11 protein-coding genes are annotated in these 21,575 nt (G+C 57.7%); 9 read left to right on the top strand and 2 right to left on the bottom strand.

Features of this window, described 5'->3' with window-relative positions:
• Nucleotides 1–6 precede the first annotated feature (6 nt).
• The 5 genes from E9954_RS09340 to E9954_RS09320 all read left to right on the top strand — a co-directional run bounded on the left by E9954_RS09340 (nucleotide 7) and on the right by E9954_RS09320 (nucleotide 9,820).
• A complete protein-coding gene (locus tag E9954_RS09340; RefSeq protein ID WP_168442117.1) occupies nucleotides 7–1,086 on the top strand; it encodes a family 43 glycosylhydrolase in 1,080 nt (359 codons plus the stop codon).
• Entirely contained in the window at nucleotides 1,083–2,723 is a 1,641-nt protein-coding gene (locus E9954_RS09335; RefSeq protein ID WP_136078912.1) for an arylsulfatase, read from the top strand. Before E9954_RS09340 ends, E9954_RS09335 begins: the two co-directional genes overlap by 4 nt.
• Complete coding sequence (locus tag E9954_RS09330) at nucleotides 2,723–4,363, top strand: arylsulfatase (protein ID WP_136078911.1); 1,641 nt, start codon at nucleotides 2,723–2,725, stop codon at nucleotides 4,361–4,363. The genes E9954_RS09335 and E9954_RS09330 overlap by 1 nt, the downstream gene beginning before the upstream one ends.
• A gap of 382 nt (nucleotides 4,364–4,745) precedes the next feature.
• Entirely contained in the window at nucleotides 4,746–6,983 is a 2,238-nt protein-coding gene (locus tag E9954_RS09325) for a fibronectin type III domain-containing protein (protein WP_136078910.1), read from the top strand.
• A gap of 68 nt (nucleotides 6,984–7,051) precedes the next feature.
• Entirely contained in the window at nucleotides 7,052–9,820 is a 2,769-nt protein-coding gene (locus tag E9954_RS09320; protein ID WP_136078909.1) for a sulfatase-like hydrolase/transferase, read from the top strand.
• 171 nt (nucleotides 9,821–9,991) lie between these two features.
• Here the strand turns inward: E9954_RS09320 and E9954_RS09315 are convergent, their stop codons facing one another.
• A complete protein-coding gene (locus E9954_RS09315; RefSeq protein ID WP_168442116.1) occupies nucleotides 9,992–11,029 on the bottom strand; it encodes a nucleoside hydrolase-like domain-containing protein in 1,038 nt (345 codons plus the stop codon).
• A gap of 134 nt (nucleotides 11,030–11,163) precedes the next feature.
• Here E9954_RS09315 and E9954_RS09310 point away from each other — a divergent pair, with 134 nt between their 5' ends.
• Nucleotides 11,164–14,109, top strand: coding sequence for a hypothetical protein (locus E9954_RS09310; protein WP_136078907.1), 2,946 nt, complete (start codon nucleotides 11,164–11,166; stop codon nucleotides 14,107–14,109).
• A 3-nt stretch (nucleotides 14,110–14,112) separates the two neighbouring features.
• On the opposite strand, the gene E9954_RS09305 is transcribed toward E9954_RS09310, so the two are convergent.
• On the bottom strand, nucleotides 14,113–15,288 hold the full coding sequence (locus E9954_RS09305; RefSeq protein WP_136078906.1) for an AraC family transcriptional regulator: 1,176 nt from the start codon (nucleotides 15,286–15,288) through the stop codon (nucleotides 14,113–14,115).
• 131 nt (nucleotides 15,289–15,419) lie between these two features.
• Between E9954_RS09305 and E9954_RS09300 the strand changes: the two genes are divergently transcribed.
• The 3 genes from E9954_RS09300 to E9954_RS09290 all read left to right on the top strand — a co-directional run bounded on the left by E9954_RS09300 (nucleotide 15,420) and on the right by E9954_RS09290 (nucleotide 21,575).
• The gene (locus tag E9954_RS09300; RefSeq protein ID WP_136078905.1) at nucleotides 15,420–17,702 is read left to right on the top strand and encodes a sodium:solute symporter family protein; all 2,283 of its coding nucleotides are present in this window, start codon (nucleotides 15,420–15,422) and stop codon (nucleotides 17,700–17,702) included.
• Nucleotides 17,703–17,776: 74 nt separating this feature from the next.
• Entirely contained in the window at nucleotides 17,777–19,075 is a 1,299-nt protein-coding gene (locus E9954_RS09295) for a glycoside hydrolase family 27 protein (protein WP_136078904.1), read from the top strand.
• Nucleotides 19,076–19,235: 160 nt separating this feature from the next.
• Nucleotides 19,236–21,575 (top strand): hypothetical protein, encoded by a 2,340-nt coding sequence (locus tag E9954_RS09290; protein WP_136078903.1) that lies wholly within the window; start codon nucleotides 19,236–19,238, stop codon nucleotides 21,573–21,575.

Below are 21,575 nucleotides of genomic sequence, written 5' to 3'. Positions count from 1 at the left end.
ACCGGTATGAACAGGATTTCAATCTTTGCGGTTTGTGCGCTCTTTTGTGGCTTCCATATGGCTGATGCAGGCGTGCTGACCTCGGAACAAAAGCTGGAAAAGGTCAAGGCGCACAACGAAGCATTCCAGGCGTTGAACGAAAAGGTGCGCGATCCGTTTGTGCTGAAGGGGCCGGACGGTTTCTTCTACATGACGGGCACCACCGCCGGAACCTCGTGGGGCGAAACCGCCGGGATAAAAATCTGGAAGAGCAGGGATCTCGCAGAGTGGAAAGACCTGGGCTTTGTCTGGGAGCTGGAGCGCGACGGAAAAGACGATTGGTTTTTTGACGTTCCGCTGAAGCGCACGGGGCCGATGCGTGAGCGCACCATCTGGGCACCGGAGATCCATTGCATGAACGGAACGTGGTGGGTTCCGCTCAGCGCAAATACAGGCGGACACTCGCTCCTCAAAAGTACGACGGGCAGGATCGAGGGGCCCTATGATGCGTTGCCGCTGATGGATGGGCCGCACAACATTGATTCGCATCTTTACGAAGAAAACGGCGAGGTCTACTACTGCTACCAGGCGGACTTCATTGCAAAGATGAAACCGGACATGAGCGGGCTGGCCGAGGAAAAGACCAAGCTGAAGCACAAGGGGAACCACCCGCTCGGATACGAGGGAATCCTGATGCTGAAGATCGGCGATAAATATCTGCATATCGCTTCCGGCCGCTACGGCTATGAACCAACCGATACGTACGATCTCTACTATACGGTTTCCAAAAATCTCTACGGCCCCTATGGCAAGCGCCGCATGGCGCTGAAGAATGCGGGGCATGGCAACCTGTTCCAGGATCATGAAGGCCGCTGGTGGAGCACCGCCTTCGACCACGAATTCTTCACCGAGGGCATGCAGAACTGGAGCCTCTGGCTGGTGCCGGTCGAAATTGAGGAGACGGAAGACGATTTGATCATCCGCTCCAAAGATCCGCGATTCCAACCTTCGGAAGACGACCAACGGGTGGTTGAGGAACTTTCAAAAACAGGCCCGCCCGCAGCTTGGAAGGGCAAGGCCAGGTGGTGGAGGCCGGAGGGGAAATGAAGCGATTGAACGCTATTTTATGCGGTGGACTCATCGCGGCCTTTGCATGTGCTGAACAACGGCCGAACATCGTTTTAATCATGGTCGACGACATGGGTTTTTCGGACATCGGCTGCTATGGCGGCGAGATCGATACGCCGAACATCGATGCGCTGGCGAAAAACGGCGTGAAATTTTCTCGGTTCTATAACAACTCCCGCTGCTGCCCGACGCGTGCCACATTGATGACCGGGCTTCCCGCCGCCGCAACCGGCATCGGCCGCATGACCAATTCGCCGAACCAGCACAATCAGGATTATGGCGAAGATTCCCCGGGCTATCGGGGCTATCTGAACCGCGAATGTGTAACCATTGCCGAGGCACTGAAGCCCGCAGGCTATGCCACGCTCATGACCGGTAAGTGGCATCTGGGTTATAACGAGCCTGAGCGCTGGCCCCTGCAGCGCGGCTTCGAAAAATATTATGGCTGCATCTCGGGGGCGACCCGCTTTTTCCATCCGCAGGGCGAGCGCGGCATCACCTTCATGAACGAACCGGATCCGGAGTTGAAGAGCACGACCGATCGGCCCTACTACACCACCGATGCCTTCACCGACCATGCGATTCGTTTCATCCAGGAAGAGCAGGCGGGAGCGGGACGCCCGTTCTTTCTCTACCTCGCCTACACCGCGCCGCACTGGCCCGTGCAGGCGCACGAGGAGGAGGTCGAAAAATATCGCGGCAACTATATGATCGGCTGGGAAAAACTCCGCGAACAACGCTATGCCAAACAGCTGGCGCTGGGGCTGATTTCCAAAGACTGGAAACTCTCTCCGTCGGATGAAAGCATTCCCGCCTGGGATTCACTCGACCCAACCAAACAGAAGGAAATGGATCTGCGCATGGCGGTCTATGCCGCGATGATTGATCGGGTGGATCAGAATATCGGCAAGCTTATCCAATCCCTGGAAAAATCCGGTCAGCTGGAAAATACCATGATTATGTTCCTGTCCGACAACGGCGGATGCCACGAGGGCGGCATGCTCGGACGCGGCGCAATCGATCCTCCCGAAAAGCGCAACCAGTCCACGGCCAACAGCATCGGCGAGGCCTGGGCAAATGCCATCAATACCCCGTTCCGGAAATATAAAACCTTCACGCACGAGGGCGGGGCGGCGACGCCGTTTCTGCTGAGCTGGCCAAAGCGCATCACGCCGCAAGCCGATTGGTATGATTCACCTGCGCACATTATCGATGTTATGCCAACGCTCCTGGAAATGGCCGGTGCGGAATATCCGAAGGCGTTTAACGGCAACCAAATCAAGCCGCTCGGCGGAATCTCATTCAGCCCGGCTTTTGACTTCCTGCCATTGGAACGCGCGGAACCGATTTTTTCGGAACACATCGGCAATGCCTTCGTTATGGAGGGCGACTGGAAGCTGGTCGGCACCAAGGTGGCGGAGCACAATGGAGCCAACCTGAAGAAGTGGGAGCTTTATAACCTGGCGGAAGACCGGACGGAGCTGAACGATTTGGCGAAGAACTATCCGGAGCGCGTGGAACGCATGTCCAAGGCTTGGAAAACGTGGGCGGATGAGGCCAACGTCTATCCCCGCCCGGCAGGTAAGCCGAAACCGACGAAAGAAGAGAAGCATTAATGAAGAACAGATTGCTTGTGATTGGTGCAGCGATGTTTGTTGCGAGTTTGGCCAGTGCTGACAGCCGGCCGAATGTGTTGGTGATTATGGCGGATGATCTGGGGTATTCGGATCTGGGGTGTTACGGCGGCGAGATCCAGACGCCAAACCTCGATGCACTTGCGGCCAACGGACTGCGCTTCAGTCAGGCCTACAACGCGTCGCGCTGCTGCCCGACTCGTGCATCATTGTTGACGGGCAAATATCCACACGAAGTCGGCCTGGTTAAAAACGGACGCTCCCTTTCGAAAGAGGTTCCGACCATGGCCGAAATTTTAAAGGCCAACGGCTACCGGACGGCGATGGCGGGCAAGTGGCACCTCACGCAGGCTTCGGTGCTGGATGGAAAAGGTTTCAATAATCCGGAGCATATCAAGGTGCTCAACAACCAGACGCGTGTCGAATGGTTCGGCGACAAGGAAACCTACCCGGCTGCGCGCGGTTTTGAGAAGCACTATGGCGTCATCTGGGGCATCGTAAACTTTTTCCACCCCTTCGCTTTGGTGGATGGCTTCAAGCCGGTCTACGATCTGCCGGACGATTATTACATCACCGATGCGCTCAACCAGAAGACGGTGGAATACATCGAGGAGTTTTCGAAGGGCGATGCGCCGTTCTTCATCTATCTGGCGCATCCCGCGCCGCACTGGCCGCTGCACGCGCGGCAGGAAGACCGCGCGAAATATGCGGGCATGTATGATGACGGCTACGAAGCGCTGCGCCAGACGCGCTATGAACGGCAGGTGAAGATGAAGCTGTTCGATCCCGCCATCAATCCGTTGCCGCCGCTGGATATGCGCAACAAGTCGGGATGGGACGGACTTACGGCGGAAAAGAAAAAACTGCTGGCCGCCAAATTCGAGACGCATGCGGCGATGGTCGACCGCATCGATCAGGGGCTCGGCGCTGTGGTCAAGGCGTTGGAAAAAACCGGTAAAATGGAGAATACGATCATTGTTTTCCTGTCCGACAACGGGGCGTCGCCGGAAACACCGACCAATGCGGGTTATGACCGTCCCGGAGAAACGCCCGATGGGCGCACCATCCGCTATACCGGAAAAATTCCGCCAAAGGAGATGGGCAACGACGATACCTGGACGGGTATGGGCGCAGAGTGGGCGAATGCCGCCAACACGCCGCTGCGCTTCTGGAAAAAGGAATCCTATAACGGAGGAAGCCAGACCCCCTTCATCGTCCATTGGCCGAAGGGATTGAAAACAAAGCCCGGAACCATCACTGACCAGTTCTGCCACGTGATGGATGTGCAGGCCACGGTGCTGGATGCCGCAGGAATCGAATATCCAAAAACCTTCAACGGCAAAAAGCTCTCGCCGGCGCGCGGAAAAAGCCTGCTGCCGGTTTTCCAGGGAGTGGAGCGCGAGGGATACCGGCAAATCTTTTTTGAGCACGAGGGCGGCGCCGCGGTTCGACAGGGGGACTGGAAGCTGGTGCGCCAAAAAAACAAGCCATGGGCGCTATATGATTTTTCCCGGGATCGGACGGAGACCACCGATGTTGCCGGTCAGCATCCGGAACGCGTCGGGCAGTTGTCCGCCGCATGGGATCGGTGGTGGGACGAGGTTGTGGTTCCGGGTCAGTAAAGCCCTTTCAGGTTTCTTCCTTTGAAGTTTCATGCCGTGAGGATGCGCAATATCTGTAAATAAATGCGTGAATTCAGCTGGTTGGGATATCCTGTTGCTTTCACATGGCAGCTCGCATCATCCGCTCAAGGATATCAACCACGCGACACGAAGTCCGCCAAGTTCGAGCCGATGCGTTGTGGTGCTTCCTGTCTTCAGGGTTAACGCCTTTCGAATTCGTGGGTCAATGGAATGCAGTGTTATTGTCGGTTGCGTAATATCTGGAAACATTTGCGTGATGTTGCAATGACAGGGGCAGGGGGGCGCTTGTAGTGTGCGGACAGTCGAAGAAGGCTTCGGCTGGAAGAGAAACCATTCACCCCTAATCTCAGGAGGAGATCATATGAAGGCAGGATTAAAAAAAAGAATCACCATTGCCATTTCAGCAGGTTTAGTTGCCTTGGCACTTGGAGCCCACGCAGCACCTCTCGTGTATGAACCGTTCGAGGCGCTAACCGGTGGAGATGGCAGCACGTTCGTCGGCAACACCACCGGAACCATCAACCTGGGCCCATGGAGCGCTGGATCAGCCGGCCTGGATGCGGATAAGCGATTCGAGGCCTATGGCAATGCATTCAACTTTGTGGCCCCGTACAACGATGGTACCAACCAGCTGGCGGTCGGCAGTGGTCTGCTTTCCGCCTATATGAACGGAAACCAAAAGGACATCGTTGCTTCCATTCCTTCGCCTTTGGTTTTTGGGGACGGCGATGTGATGTATGCCAGCTTCATGGTCATGAAGCATGCAGACAAGCAGGCCGATGAGCTTCGGTTCGACTTCGACGGGCAGCAGCTGGATGCCTTGATTCATCATGGCACGGCCGACAACGCGTTGTGGTCATTGCGGTCACGCACTGCTGAAACCGTTTCGAGCGCAGAGGATCTTGCTTCGGGGGAAGGTCATTTCGTGGTTGTTAAAATCCAGTTTAATTCCGCAACGAACGAAACCATCCAGATGACGGTGGCGCCGAGCCTCTCGGCGGAACCAACCAGTTGGCGCTTAACGCATGAGACGGAACTCGGGACTACCTTGAGTTCCCTCCAAATGCATGCCCCGGGAGCGAATACATCCCCCGTACCCGGAACGGATGTCGTGTTCGACGAAATCCGCATCGGCACCACCTATACAGACGTTGTACCCATGGATGCGTCCTTGCTTCCCCCGTTCACGGTCAATGCAACCGGTGGCGATGCCGAAGTTGAACTCGATTGGGCACCGGCCCAGTCCGCGGCTTCCTACACCGTTTACCGCTCAACGGAATCCGGAACCAACTATGCGTCGATCGCAACCGGGGTCGCCACCAACGGGTATACGGATGGCACGGTAACGAATAACACAACCTACTATTATGTGATCACTTCAGTGAACGGGGGGGAATCCGTCTACAGCCCCGAAGCCTCCGCAACGCCGGTCTCCTCCGGCGACACAACCCCTCCCGCCGCACCAGCCGGTTTAAGTGCCGTTGCAAACAACCACTATTCCATCACCCTGGATTGGAACGACAACCTGGAATCGGATCTGGCGAGTTATACGGTATATCGCTCGGTCACTTTTGGAGGCCCGTTTTCGGCCCTCGCATCCAACGTGATGGAGAGCACCTATCTCGATACGGATGTGACAGAAACGGCCGAGTTTTTCTATACCGTTTCCGCCACAGACCTGGTGGGCAACGAAGGAGCCCAGGGCACGGAGGCCTCCGCGGTTGTTCCGGTGAACTGGCGCACCGGCGACATCGTTTGGGGTTCCCTTCCTTCGGCGGGCTACATCGATCTCAACAATGACGGCGCCAACGGCATTGGCGGCGCCAAGACCTTCGTCTTCCAGATGGCGGACTCGGCCGATTCCAACACGCTCTACGATGTGGCGTTGCAACTTTCCAATGTCCGTGAAACGGGCGGGCATCTCGGTGTTGGCGATAATCACATTACTTCCAACGAGACGGTAACCATGACGCTGCAGGGGGTTTACGAACGAGGAACAACTGAACTCGCCGATCGTGGTATCAATACCGGCGATCAGGCCATTTCCTCGAATGCCGTTCCGGTCGACCTGGCGACACTCGAACTCATTTCGTGGGTAGAGTCCAGTGCCGGCATCCTCACCAACACGGTGGCCGATGGCACGGTCTTCGAATGGGTGGGTACACAGACGAACAAGCTTAACGGTCTGGAAGAATCCTTCTTCCGCGTGACCGTTGGCACTCCGCTTCCCGGTTTCGAAATCTGGGCGAATGGCTGGAATGTTCCCCTTGGCGACGAGACCGCCGACTATGACCTCGATGGCGTCCTCAACCTGGCCGAATATGCGCTCAACGGCAACCCGACCAACGGAATCGACGACACCGAGACCGAGCTCGTTTCGGATGGCGGGTTGGTTTACATCCACGCACAGCGCAACGATGATGCGGATCTGGTCTACACGGTTGTCACGAAGGATATGCTGAATATTGGCGACTTTGAAGATCTGGGATACACTACACCGGTTGGAACCAATGTGACCGGCGGTGTCTATGACTATGTCACCAACGCCGTCCCGACCACGGACGCGAAAAAATTCATCCGCGTGAAGATCGAAAACTAAACTCAATCATCATCCGTACGAAGCCCGCCCTTTCGGGGGCGGGTGGTTTCATTTATAAGAGGACGGTTATGGCCAAACTGTTTTTAATGCTGCTGGTTGCCGCCGCGCTCCTGGCGGAGGGGGCGGTCACCGTGGATTTCGATGCCGCCACCGGCCCGGCGGTCAACGTGGGCGACACGACGGTGCGGATCGATATCGCCACCGACGGCAGTGCATCGCTCAATTCGATTTCAAGCATTGGAATCAGCAACGCGGCCGCAGTCGTATCGGGCTCGGTTTCCTCCGCACCGTCAATCCCCTATACGGTGACCCTGTTCATCGCCAACAACAATGGCCGCCAGACCAGCATCGGCCTGATGGGCGTGGCCAACAACCACATCGACCCAGGCGAAACCATGCAGTTTTCATTCAACCTCGACCCCGCGCCGGCTGGTTCCTCGCTGAGCGTCACGGAAGTCGCGCTCGATCCCGACCTCGATACGGCCGACGGTTCCATCACGGATTCCGGCACCGGTTCGGTGGGTGTGCGGTTTTCCGGAACCGGGCGGGAAGCGTTCGAAACGTCGACACTGGATGTGGCCGGGGGAATTCAGCTCAACGGTGGAACCGTCAGCAAGTACCAGTTTGCCGCCCTTTCATTTGATGTCACATCCGGAACACCCTCCGATCCGCTTCCAACCATTGGAAGTTTTTCCGCTTCCCCGGTTTATATTCCGACCGGCGGAACGAGCACCATCAGCTGGGAGGTGTCCGATGCGGATTGGGTCTCGATACTTCCAGAGCTTGGACGTGTTCCAGGGTCTGGAAGTTCCAATGTTATGCCGATGGTGGCGACAGAATATCAACTCATCGCGACGAATAGCGGAGGTTCTGTTACGGGGCAGGTGGGCGTGGTGGTCGGCGAGCGGCCGATGAATGTTCTGTTTATTGCGATCGACGACATGAAGACCATCACCGCGTATCATGAGAGCCAGCCGGGGCATCTGTTGCATCGGATCTATCCGGATCCCGTGCTGCGCTCGAAGGTGGTTGCACGCATGACGCCGAATATGGATCGGCTGGCCGGCGAGGGGGTTGCCTTTCTCAATTCCCAGTGTGCGGTTCCGGCGTGCAACCCGTCGCGCGCCTCGCTCATGACCGGAATCCGGCCCCATGTTCATGGCATGGCCGGAAATGAAGGGGGCATCTATTTCCGCGATTGGTCGTACGGTGGCGAACAGCCGATGGCCGATGCCATCACCCTGCCGGAACTGTTGAAGAACAACGGCTGGTACACGGCGGAGACCGGCAAGATTTTTCACTCCGGCAGTGATCGGGCCGATTCGGACTATCCGCGCTCCTGGTCAACGTGGAGCAATGTCGGCGGGGGAGCCGGCGCAAAAGTGCCGAGCTTTTTCGGGGCTGTTCCGGACAGTCGCTTTGAGTGGGGCCAGGAGGGGGGAAGCGATGCGGTATATTCCCAGCTGAACGATTATGCCAAAGCCGATTTTATGGCTCGGGTAATGGAACAGGGAACCATGGTGAACGGAAGTGATGTTTTCTTGGTATCCACCAACCAACCCTTTTTTCTCGCCTGCGGGATCTTTCGCCCGCACACGCCGTATTATGCAACAAAGGATCTGATCGATCTGTTTCCGACCAATGAAATGACGGTTACCCGGGCAATGTACAACGAGTTCGCCGCCGATGGCGACGACCTGCCGGGGCAGGGGCTCAACTGGAGTGGGCTGGATGGTTCCGATGAGTTTGTGAAAATTCTCGATCACGGCATTGCATTGGCGGGGGCGGATGGCGATCTCGCAATCTGGAAAGACATGCTTCAACACTACTTTGCCAGTTGTGCCCTGGCCGACCGGGCTGTCGGCCGCCTGTTGGACGGACTTGAAAACAGTCCGTTTGCGGACAACACGATGGTGATCCTCTGGAGCGATCATGGGTATCACCTGGGCGAAAAACTAAAGCAGAGCAAATTTTCGCTCTGGGACGATGCGGCAAACCAGTTGTTGCTCATCAAGGATCCGCGCAATCCGCAGAGCCACGGCCTTCGCTGCTTCCGCGCGGTCAATCTGGTCGACCTTTATCCGACGGTCGCCGCCATGGCCGGCCTTCCGCTGCCGGACGCCCGCATTACCGGTCACGACCTGACCCCGCTGCTCGAAAATCCGCGCTCCACCTGGAATATTCCCACGCATACCACCTATGGCAGTGTTGCGCACAACATGGTGCGCATGGAGCGCTTTAAACTGATTCGGTACAACGACGATAATCATCAGACCGAACTCTACGATCTGGATAACGACCCGGAGGAGTTCATCAACCTGGCGGACTCCAATGCGTTTGGTTCGGTGAAAGCGGAGATGATCGCACTGCTGAATATCGCTCTGGCCGAAGGAACCTATCCGAATGAGCGTGAAGGCGATCTGACCAACTTCCGGTTCGGCAGCTCCGGCCATGGCCAGGATGCCGGAACCATGGCGAATGCCGCCGATCCCGACCGCGACGGCCTCGCCAATATTCACGAGTTCAGTCTGGGAACGGATCCTTTAACGCCGGACACCGGCCTGGCCGGGCTGCTTCCAGCCCTTGGAACATCCGGCAACGCGCTCTACTATGAATTCCGCTACCGCGATTCGCGCAACTCGATCTTCTATCAGGTGGAAGCCCGAACGAATCTCCTGGGCGGGACGTCCGCTGTCATCTGGGATTCCCGCACGCCCGGCGCGGTCGATGCCGCGACCCATATCGACCATGGCGACGGCACCCGTACCCTGCGCGTTCCCGCTGACACCACAGAACCCGCCCGGTTTTTGCGCCAGGCCCTTGGCGAGGCTCCATAGGGAGCAGGCCTTAGTTTTCCCAGGGGCGGGCGATGGGTTTGCTTTCGCAGCCTTCGCGAGCAGCAGCGATGGAATCAGACACCCGGTGAAAACCGGCTTATACATTTTCATGGCAGCAACCCTTTCGAATGTATTTTAGAATTCGGATGCTAGGGATGCCGCGGGGACTCGTCAATCGTGCAGGGCGGGAGAATGGGCTATGCCCGCCGCGTTGGAGCGGCGGAGCAGCTCGTTATGGATGTCGTGTGAGCGGGCTTTGAATTTTGCTTCGTTGGCGCGTTCGGTTTCCGGATCGTTTGTGCCGGTTGAGGTAATATCGTCGAGCTTTACGCCCCAGTCGCCGAGCAGTGTCCAATAGGTGGCGGAGTCGGAGTGGTCGACGCCATTGAAGACAAACTTGCCTTCCACAAAAATAGTGCCGAGGGCGCTGGTGTGGAACTGATCGTAGTAGGCTTTTCCTTTAGGCGCGCCGCTGACGATGCCGTGCTGGCCGATGGCACCGCATTCGCGGTAGTCGACGAGGCCTACCTTAGCCATGGCCTTGAGGTAGGCGCAGGCCTTGGCGTCTTCGCGGCAGTTGGCAACGTGTTCAGGGTGCTCGGGCGTGCCCTGGTGCAGGGAGGAGTTCGTCCAGTGGGCGATGAAGCGGGTTTTCTTCAGCAGGTCGTCGCGACCATGGTTCAGGCAATGGTTGACGAGGATGGCCGGTTCGGTGAGCGATCCCCAGCAAAGCACGTTTACGGTGCCGTCTTCTTTTTCCAAAGCCTGGAACAGTGCGGCGATGGAGGGATAGGGTTTGAGTGAATCATATTCCCGGTTGGGGTTGAACCGTTCGGCACTCTCTTTGATGGAGGATTGGATGAATGGAATGCGGGCGGGATAATCGCCGAGGGTTTTCAGTCCCGGCAAATCCTTGGCGTACGCCTGTCCGAAATATGTGTTTGCCCATTGGGCCTGGTTGGGCGTGGTTGCATGTTCTTTGCGATGGGTGCTGCCCACCACGATGCCCAGCGTTTCAAACTCGTTCGCCATCAGCAGATAACCCGCCATGGCGGAGATGTCGTCCGGATCGTTAATGGTGCCTTCCTTGTTGCCTCCCGGCAGGGTCTTATCGGTCATGTCGCTGATGATCCAAACCTTGGGCTTTCCGATGCACGGAAGGATCGCGGTAACAAAGCAAACGGCTAGAATGAACAATTTTTTCTGCATCCCGTCATAAAAGGGAAGCGGCTGGGTTTTGTTAAGCCTTGATCGCGCATTCTTTTCCCGATCCTGCGCAAAAACGGGAAACTTTTTCGCTCGCATGGCTGGAAGGTCTGCTTTTCCAGAGGCATATTCGAAACATGAAAAGACGTGCATTGGTTTTCTTAGTTGTGTTTGGCGGGCTGGCCGCATCGGCGGCCATTGTCGACTATCCCTGGCCGTCGGCGGCGCCGATTTCCTCGTTGTATCAGGTGCGGATGTGGCAGGGCGGGGTGACCAATACCATGTATACCCACTATTCCGAACCGAACCTGACACCCGGTGAGGATGGCGACGGCGTGACCGGTGTGCTCGATAACCGCTCGATGTCGTTTGTGCAGTATGCCTTCACCGGCGAGATCGATGTGGAAGTCACCAAGCTCTATGGCACCACCGCGCCGCGCGTGGAGATTCAGCCGAAAGCCTATGGCATCAACCCCTACTTTTTCGATGGTCGAACGGTTCGCTTCAAGCTGAGCAATGTCGACGACCGCACGGAATACATCAGCGTCAATTTTGTGAGCGCTGATAACCAGGATGACGATGGCAGCGGCGGGAAGGATATTAAAAACGGTCTGATGCTGTTCGGCGATGCGCCGGAGACCGATGTGCCGAACACCAACGCCGCCGGGGTGGTGGTCTATTCACCCTCCGTTTCGGAGGCGGCGCTTGCATCGGCCGATCTGATCTATTTCCCGCCGGGGGTGCACGACCTGCAGGCGCGTTATCCGGCCAACCCGCGCATGTCGTCGATGCCGATCGGCAAGCATGGGCAGGAGGTTTATGCGGCGGGTGGTGCGTTCATCAAGGGCGCAATCCACGCCAACGGAAAGGACGACCTGCGCATCTATGGCCGCGGCATTTTTACCGGGCAGCATTTATGGTGGCACGCCATCCGCGATGAGTCCGGAACCAAGGACGGCTTCATGGAATTTATGGGCAGTGATGACGGACGGTATGAAGGTGTGATTGTGGAGAACCCGACACACCACACCTGGCCGAGCGCCAAGCGCAACACCTATCGCAACGTCAAGGTCATCGGCTGGGCCTCCAACCACGACGGCCTGCGCCCCGGCGGCGGTTCGCTGATTGATGCGGTCTTTCTTAAAACGAGCGACGACCTCGATTATGCCCGCGATCTGCACACCGGACAGAACAGCGTGATCTGGCCGATGCGCAACGGCGCGTTCGGCCAGCTGGGCTGGAATAATCTCGGCACGGGTTATACCACCTACACCAATCTCTATTTCATCAATCCCGAGTGGCATTCCTATAACCGTAACCGCGGCGTTATCGGCTCCGTGCTCAACCAGGGCGTGAACCAGGAATCCAACGTTCTTGAAAATATCTACTGCGAAAACAACCTTAGTCTGCTGGCCAACGTGACGATTGAATACGACGGCGGTACGGCCTGGGATCCGGGCAATCCGGGCGAAATTAAGGATTTCACCTTCAGGAATATCATCATCGAGAGCTTCACCGCCGCCAACGGCGGCATCGTCAAAAACCCGATCCACGGCTTTGAGCGCAACGGGGTGAAGGCGATGATCCGCGACTTTAAATTCATCAACATCGTGGCGGGCAATCAGCTGGTCACCGCCGCCAATGCCTCGACCTGGTTCGATATCGATCCGAACACGACATCGAACATCAGCTTCACCACCGAGGGCAACATCCATACGGTGACGGCCACGGCCATCGGGAGCGGAACCCTGTCGCCTTCCGGTGCGCTCCCGACCCCCGAGGGCATGGCGCGCTCCGTCGCCATTATTCCAAACCCTGGAAACCGCATCAAAACCGTAACGGTCGATGGCGTGGATCAAGGGCGTCTGCAGAATGTGACGTTTGCGGATGTGGCGGCCAATCATACGGTCGTGGCCGAGTTTGAACCGGGCGATGATTATTTCGACCTGGGAGGTGGAACGCCGCCCGAACCGCCGCCGCCCGGAGACCTTTTGGTCTACGAACCCTTCAGCCACGGCACCGGGCTGGGCGAGGGCGATTCCTTCATCGGAGTCCTGACCGGGGCGATCAACCTGCAGCCCTGGGACAGCTCCGCCGATGCCAACGGAACGGATGAAAATAAAAAATACGAAGCCTTCGCCGCGCCTTACACCGATGGAACCTTTACCCTGCAGACGGAAGGCAGCGCCGGACTGCTGGTCGGCGATCAGGGGCCGTTCTCCGCTGCGCTGTCTTCGCCGGTTTCGTTCAGCGACGGCGATACCGCCTATGTGGCCTACATGGCGAGCCTGGAGGATTCCGACCGCCAACAGTCGTGGCTGGGTTTGCCGTTTGATGCCGATACGCTGGAAATCCGTTTTCATCAGACCGGTGCATCGGGTGCCGTCGACAACGGAATGTTTGCGGTGGTGTTCAACAACAATGCGGTCACGGCCGGCGGGTTCGACAACAACCCGTTGAACCAGGACGACCTGTATGTGGTTCGCATCGATTTTTACGAAGCCGGCGATGAGCAGGTTTATGTGTTCAAGAATCCGAACCTGACGGAAGTTCCAACCCCTGGAAGCGCCATCTCGAGCTATTCCATCGAGCTCGGTTCCACGCTTTCCGCCCTCGAGCTCAACAGCAACGGGGCGCTGCCGGATCTGAATATCGATGAAATCCGCGTGGGTACTTCCTATGCGGCGGTTGTTCCGACGGGCCTAAGCCCCTATGGCATGTGGGCGACCCTCTACGGTCTGGCGGAGGAGGAGTCGGGCGATGACGATAACGATGGCCTGAGCAACCTCTATGAATACGGCCTCGGCGGAAATCCGACCAACGCGCTGAACCTCGGGATTCTTCCCATCTTTGGAAATGCCGGCAGCGGGTTCGACTATATCTACGTGAAGCGGGCCAACGATCCCGACCTCGTCTATTACCTCGAAACCAGCACCAACCTCGTTTCCAATGTCTGGACAAACGCGGGGTATTCCGTGGTCGGCACCAACGTGACCGGCGGCACCTTCGACATCATCACCAACACCATCCCGGCCGGGGAAAGCCAAACCTTCATCCGTCTCATCATCGAAAATAGTCCGTAGAATCTATCGTTGCACACTCTTGCGGTAGCGGGCGGGGGTGGTGCCGAGGCGTTTCTTGAAGACATCGCCCATGTAGCTGTTGGAGCTGAATCCGGCGAGGTAGGCGATTTCCTCCACGGGCAGGGTGGTGGACTGCAGCAGCTCCTTGGCCCGTTGCAGGTGGGCGAGCAGGATTTCGTCGTTGATCGAGTGTTTCATCACCTGCTTGAACCGCAGTTCCAGTGCGCGCCGGGAGATCGGTACGGCCTTGAGCACATCGGGTACGCGGATCGGTTCGGCGGCGTTGTCGCGGATGAAGCCGATCGCCTGGGCCACCTTGCGGTCTTCCATGGCATACACATCGGTGGAGCGGCGCGTCACCACGGTGAGCGGTTCGGAAAGAATCGTCCGGGGCTTTTTAATCTTCCCCGAAATCAGCTTTTCCATCAGTTCGGCCGCCTCGTAGCCGGCCTTGATTGTATTGAAGTCCACGCTGGAGAGCGGCGGGTCGCACAGCTCGCACAGGATGTCGTCGTTGTCGACACCGATGATTGCGAGGTCGTCGGGCACGGCGATGCCCGCCACCATGGCGGCATCGAGCACCTCGCGGCCGCGTTCGTCGTTGCTGGCCATCAGCGCGATCGGTTTCGGAAGTTCCTTCAGCCAGGTTTCCATAAACGACGCTTCCTTGTCCCACGAAGGTTTTCCGCCCTTGGCTTTCGGGACGGGATAGATGTAGCAGGGGAGGCCTTCCTCGGCGATGCGCTTTGAAAAGGCCAGCTTGCGCCGCATCGACCAGACGCGCTCGCCCTCGCCCACGAAGGCAAATTGCTTGAAGCCGCGCTCGATCAGATGGTTGACCGCCAGGTCGGCCGTGGCGTCGGGGTCGGGATGGATTTCGCTGATCCTGCTTTCGCCGCCCACGTGTCCGGTCTGGTCGAACGGAATGTCGAGGCCGATGGCGGGCAGTCCGCTTTCCGCCACGGCTTTTAGGATTTGCGGCGTGTTCATGCGGCCGATGATGCCGTCGGCTTTCCAGCTATGGATGTCGGGCAGGCTCTGGCTGGTGTGGCCCGCAAGCACGTGGAACGACCACGGGCCGTGCAGGTGCGAATAGCGCGCAATGCCGCGCAGGACACCGCGGCCGTAGCTGCCGGAGGTTTCGATCATCAGCGCAATCTTGAATTTGGTTTTCGACATGACCTCTCCTTGGTAGGGTTTTCACCGTGCCACAGTGGTTGCGCAAAATCTATAAAATTAATCGCAACAGTGGATGGCGGGAATCGCGCAGACGGGCTAGCTTCAAACCATCGAACCGGATACGGAACCTTATGAACTTGCATTGGATAGACTGGACGTTGATCGTGGTATTTCTCGGGCTGCTGACTGGAGCGGCGCTCTTCACCCGCACCTATATGCGCGGCGTGGCCGACTTTATGGCGGCGGGGCGCTGCGCCAACCGCTACCTGCTCACCTCGGCGCACGCCATGAGCATGCTCGGCCTGATGCAGGTGGTGCAGGAATTCCAGACCTACTATGAAGCCGGGTTCGGTGGCATCTGGTGGATGACGATGACGATCCCGATCGGGCTGGCCGTGTCGCTTTCGGGCTGGGTGGTCTACCGTTGGCGCGCAACGCGCGTGCTGACGCAGGCGCAGCTGTTCGAAATGCGCTACGGCAAAGGCTACCGCATCTTCACGGGCATTGTTGTTTTCGCCACGCAGCTGTTCGGGCTCAGTATTTTCCCGACGGTCGCGACGCGCTTTTTCGTGAACTATCTCGGTCTGCCGGAATTTGTTCCGCTCTTCGGATTCGATGTGCCGACCTTCTACCTGATCGTATCGATGCTGCTCTTCCTCGCGCTGGCCTTCACCTTTATCGGCGGGCAGATCACCGTCATCGTCACCGACTCGATGCAGGCCATGTTCACCATGATTGTTTTCGCTTTGATCTTCGGGCTGCTCCTGTTCAAGCTGGACTGGTCGGCGCTGACCGAGGGGTTGGCGGCGGCGCCCGAGAATGCCTCGAAGGTTAATCCCTTCAAGATGGGCGGCACCTATCTCTACAGCCCGAAGTTTTATTTCATCCTCGCGTTTTACATGATCTTCATCTGGCCCGCGGGCGGCTGGAACCAGGCGGCGACCGCCTCGGCCAAGACGCCGCACGAGAGCCGCATGTCGATCGTACTTTCCAACGTCCGCAACCACATCATCTACAGCACGCTCTTCATCGTCCCGATCTTCGCCTACGCCTTGCTGCACCTGCCCGAATACGCCGACCTCCAGCAAAGCGTGACGGGCGCCCTGGCCGGGCAGGAGGATCAGGTGATGCGCCAGATCCGCGTGCCCGTGCTGCTCGCCAACTTTTTGCCGATCGGCGTGAAAGGGCTTTTCGCCGCGCTGGCGCTGGCCACCTTCATCTCCACCAACAATTCCTACCTGCTCCAGTTCGGCGGCATGTTTGCACAGGACGTGGTGCTGCCGCTCCGGAAAAAGACCCTGGGGCCGAAGGCGCACATGCGGTTGCTGCGCATCTCCATCGTGGCCGTCGCCGTTCTCTATTTCGGCCTCAGCATCGTATTCAACCAAAAGCAGGACATGCAGATGTTCTTCGCGCTGGTGTGGGCGAGCGTGGCGGGCTGCCTATACATTCCCTTCCTCGCCGCCCTCTACTGGAAGCGCGGCACCATGCGCGCCGCATGGATTACGGCCATCATCGGTCTGTTGCTCACGTTCGGCGCGTTCGACCTCGTCCGCAACGCCAGCATCCCCAACCTCGGCGACACCTTCGGCTCCGGAAAATGGAACGAGCACACGCTCTATTTCAAGAGCCGCTCCTACACCATCGCCCCCGGCGAGGCGACCGGTGGTTCGCTCGTGTGGCGCTTCGGTGCCGAAGCCTACGAGGTGGTCGACGTTCCGCTTGAAGCGCGCCTGACCTCCCGCGGCGGCGCCGCCAAGGCCGAGATCGATGCGCAGACCGTCAAGGCCGGAGCCGGAACCATTTCCATCCTCGATCCCGACGACCTGCTCGTGGCCGAGGCCTCGGGCGGAGGCTTCGAATTCAAACAACCCGGCTACCACCGTTTCATCGTTGAATCGCTCAAGAAAATCGACGGCATCTTCCAAGGCGACGGCTGGAACATGGGCTTCTGGATCTACCTCATTCTCGCCGTCATCTTCATCGCTGTTTCCTGGATCGATTCGCTGGTGGCCAAGGTGCCGGAATTCAACCTCGATCAACTGTTGCATCGCGGCGACTACGCCTCCGAAAAAGGGGAAGCCGAACACGAAAAGTTCGAGAACGTTTGGTATCAACTCTTCAATATCACCCGGGAATTCACCTTTGGCGACAAGCTGGTCTTTTTCATCCTCACCGGCTGGGGCATCTTCTGGTTCTTCGTTTTCGTCATCGGCTGCCTATGCCAATGGCTGATCGGCATCCCGGACGGCGTGTGGGCCAAATATTTCCAGATCAGCACATACATCAATTTTGCCTATGTCCTTGTCGGCGCCGTCTGGCTCGTTACGGGCGCGCTCAAAAACATGAAGGAAATGTTCCGCGATCTCGATGCCGCCCAGCGCGACGACTCGGATGATGGGATGGTGGGCTGAAACCTGAAATTTTAAATCGGAAACTGAAATTCACGAGTCACGAATCACTCGTCACTTTCGATAGGAGAAGAAACATGGAATATAAACATCACGAACTCACGAAGACGCCTCCAATGGGGTGGAACAGTTTCGACTGCTACGGGTCTTCCGTCACTGAAGAACAATTCAAGGCCAACGTCGACTGGATGGCCGACAACCTTAAGGAATGCGGCTGGCAATACGCGGTCGTCGATTTCTGCTGGTCGCATCCCGATCCGGGCCCGGTCGCCAATCCGAACGTTGATGGCGATTCCCCGGCACTGGAGATGGATGAATATAGCCGTCTCTTCCCGCATCCTGCTCGTTTTCCCTCTGCCGCAAACGGTGCGGGCTTCAAGCCGCTGGCCGACTATGTGCATGCCAAGGGGCTGAAGTTCGGCATCCATATCATGCGCGGCATCCCGCACCAGGCCGTTGCCCAAAATGCGCCGATCAAAGGTGCCGTCGAAACCGCCGCCGACATCGTCGATCCCAACAGCCAGTGCACCTGGCTCAACCAGATGGGCGGGGTCGATATGGCGAAGCCCGGCGCACAGGAATACTACCATTCGCTCTTCGAACTCTATGCCTCGTGGGACGTCGATTTCATCAAGGCCGACGACATTCTCGTCGATTATCCCGGCCCGTACCACGCCGCAGAGGTCGAGGCCATCCGCACGGCGATCGACCAATGCGGCCGCCCGATGGTGCTGAGTCTCTCGCCGGGCCCCGCGCCCGTCCACCATGCCGCGCACCTTTCCGCCCACGCCAACATGTGGCGCATCTCGATGGATTTCTGGGACGAGTGGTGGAAGCTTAAGGCGCAGTTCGACCTTTGCAACGCCTGGAGCGGCCGCGTGCCGGAAGGCAGCTGGCCGGATGCCGACATGATTCCGATCGGCCGCCTCTCCATGTGCGGCCCGATGCGCGAGGAACGGTCGAGCGACTTTACCAAGGAGGAGCAACGCACGCTCATGACGATGTGGAGCATCTTCCGTTCGCCGCTCATGTTCGGCGGCTGCCTGCTCCACATGGACGAATTCACCAAGGAGCTGCTGACCAACAAGGATGTGCTGGCGGTTAATCAGAACAGCCGCAACGGACACCAGCTCGCCCGCAACGTCAGCCGCGTTTCCTGGCTGGCCGATGGGGATGACGGTGTGAAATACCTGGCCATGTTCAACCTTAACGATGACATTGATGTGGTTGGGGTAACGCTGGAAGAGATCGGCTTTAAAGGCGGCGCGAAGTTTACCGAACTTTGGTCGGGGGAAACGCCGGCATGCACGGAGCGCCATTTTGAGGTCGAACTTCCAGCCCATGGAAGTGCACTCTTCAGCGTTGAACCTAAATAGCGGAGATTGGCCACAAAAGAACGCAAAGTTCGCAAAGGACAATTCTTTGAGTTCCCTGCGTCTCTCGAGGCTCATTACTAACCCGATGAGAAATTGCTTTCTAGTTTTATTCAGTCTGGCTCTTGGCGCGTTTGCGGCTCCTGAGTTTAAGGAATCGTTGGTGGACGGGCGCAGGAAGATCGAGGTGTTCGGCGATTGGCATATCGGCGAAACGGTCGAGGCCGCCGATACGCTCTACGAAATCCACGGCAACATTGTGCTCGAAACCAACGGCGTCTGGAAACTCTCCAACTCCGAAGTGCGGGTGATGTGCAACTTTTCCCGCGAGTTTGAAATGCGCTGGAACGGCGGAACCTTCATCACCACCAACTGCACGGTCGGCGGCATCAAGGTGGATAACCGGCTTCGCGCCAGCAACTTTGCGCTGAAGGACGGTCGCTGGGACGGCGTCGATACCACGGTGCAAAACACCTATGGCATCACGTTCCATTGGAACGGCGACTTCCGCGGCGTGCTGCGCGGCAAGCGATTCAACGCCGGCCCCAATCCGGACTCGATCATTATTTCCGGCGGCGCCGACATCGTGCTGGAAGACAGCACCTTTCCGCTGTCGCTTGGCCTCCATACGGAGCAGGGCGGCAAGGTGAACCTCGATCTGCCGTGCGGCGAAGCGCTGACGCGCACGTTCGACAAATCCACGCTCTGCGGGGCCGAGCCGTTCCGCGCCGAGCTGAAAAACGTAACCGTGCCGCATTGGTTTGTCTTCGTGCGCAACATTTGGCCAAACAACCCGAAGAGCGAGATCACCATCGACCGCTGCGAAAACCTGATGCTCAGCCTGCTGGGTCATAATGTGACCGGCGCGGTCAGTCTTTCGCCGGATCTTTCGTCCGATGTTCGGATGGGCAGTGTGAAAGTGATGAAGGGCAAAGGCCCCGTCAACCTGCGCATGTATGGCGGGCTCTATTTTTCCGGCAAGGAAAACGATGCTAAAATCACCGGCCCTGCAAAAATTGCCGAGCTGATGCTCTGGGGTGGAAAAGTTCAGGTAGCGGGCAATAATTCCAAAGATATTTTCCTGGGCTGCACCACGCTGGATGTCCACGGCACCGGCGTGCTGGAGATCGACCACGCCGTACTCGGCCGCGAGCAGGGCAATGGCCAGGTCATCATCAAGGATGAAGGAAAAATCATGGCCAACCATGTCGATCTGGGTTCGCTGATCGTGAAAACCGAAGGCAACGGAACGATCGAGTTCCGGGATTTTGAAAAGAAGGCGGAAGTCAAAACAAAGGAAAACGGCGGGAAGATTGTTTTCAAGGAACCGCGGGAGGTGGTCACGGTTTCCAGCGATTGGAAGATTGCCGACCAGCAGTCGTTTGTGAATAAACATCTGGTGGTTGACGGCAATCTGACGTTTGAAAAAGGCGGCGAGCTTGAGCTGGACGACTGCATTCTGGAAATCAAAGGCGAATATTCCCGGCATCGTCAGATCTATTGGAAGGGCGGAAAACTCATCACCAGAAACTCGACGGTCGGCGGCGGTGTGCATGATGGGGTATACGCGAATACCATCTTCAATTTGAATGATGGCGAATGGGATGCGGTCGATACGACGGTTCAGTATTCCTATGGCATCACCTTCAGCCAGGAAACCGTTGGTAAATTCCGTGCAACGCGTTTGCGGCAGGGGCCGAGTCCGGACAGCGTGATTGTTTCGGGAAAGGCCGATGTGGTGTTGACGGACAGCCAGTTTGTGGTGGGCCTTGCGCTCTACTGCCTGAAGGGCGGGGAATACGCGCTCGATCTCCCGGTCAACCGTCGCTTTTCGGCGAAGTACGATTCCTCCAACCTACCCGCCGACTATTCGCTGGAGCTGAACAACCATCTCGTGCCCAGCCAATGGTTCGTCTTTTTCCGCCGCATCGAGCCGGGCAAACCCGAATGCGTCGTGACGCTCAACGACTGCCCGAACTTTCTGCCGCACCTGCTCGGCCACAACATTGCCGGCGATGTGCAGCTCGGCTTCGATTTCAAGCAACCGCTGAAGATCGCCAACCTGACGATTAAGCGCGGCGATCAGTTTTATCCCTGGGCCTACCAGTGGGGCACCTATTTTACGGGCGAGAAAACCGACGCGCACATCAAGGGGCCCGCGGTGATCGGCGAGCACATGCAGTGGGCCGGTAACGTGAAGATGCAGGATATGACCGTCACCTGCACCACGCTCGATCTTCATAACGAGGCAAAGCTTCAACTTCAGGACGTGCGCCTGGCCCGTCCGCTGGACTGGGTGGATGATGGCTCCACCGGTGAGTTCCATGTCCGGAACAATGCGGTGGCAACGGGGACGAATGTTGATTTAGGTCGACTCGTGCTGCACACGAGCAACAGCGGTGCCATCGATTTCACGAATGTGACGTCGAGCATTGGCCCCCAGAAGATTCGTGAAGAGGGCGGCGAAATCAATCTCGGTGGTTTCCAACCATTGGAACAATAA

It is taken from the genome of Pontiella desulfatans (genome assembly GCF_900890425.1).
Lineage (GTDB): Bacteria > Verrucomicrobiota > Kiritimatiellia > Kiritimatiellales > Pontiellaceae > Pontiella > Pontiella desulfatans.
Note: the sequence above shows the minus strand (reverse complement) of the source record. Positions and strands in the feature narration are given on the sequence as shown.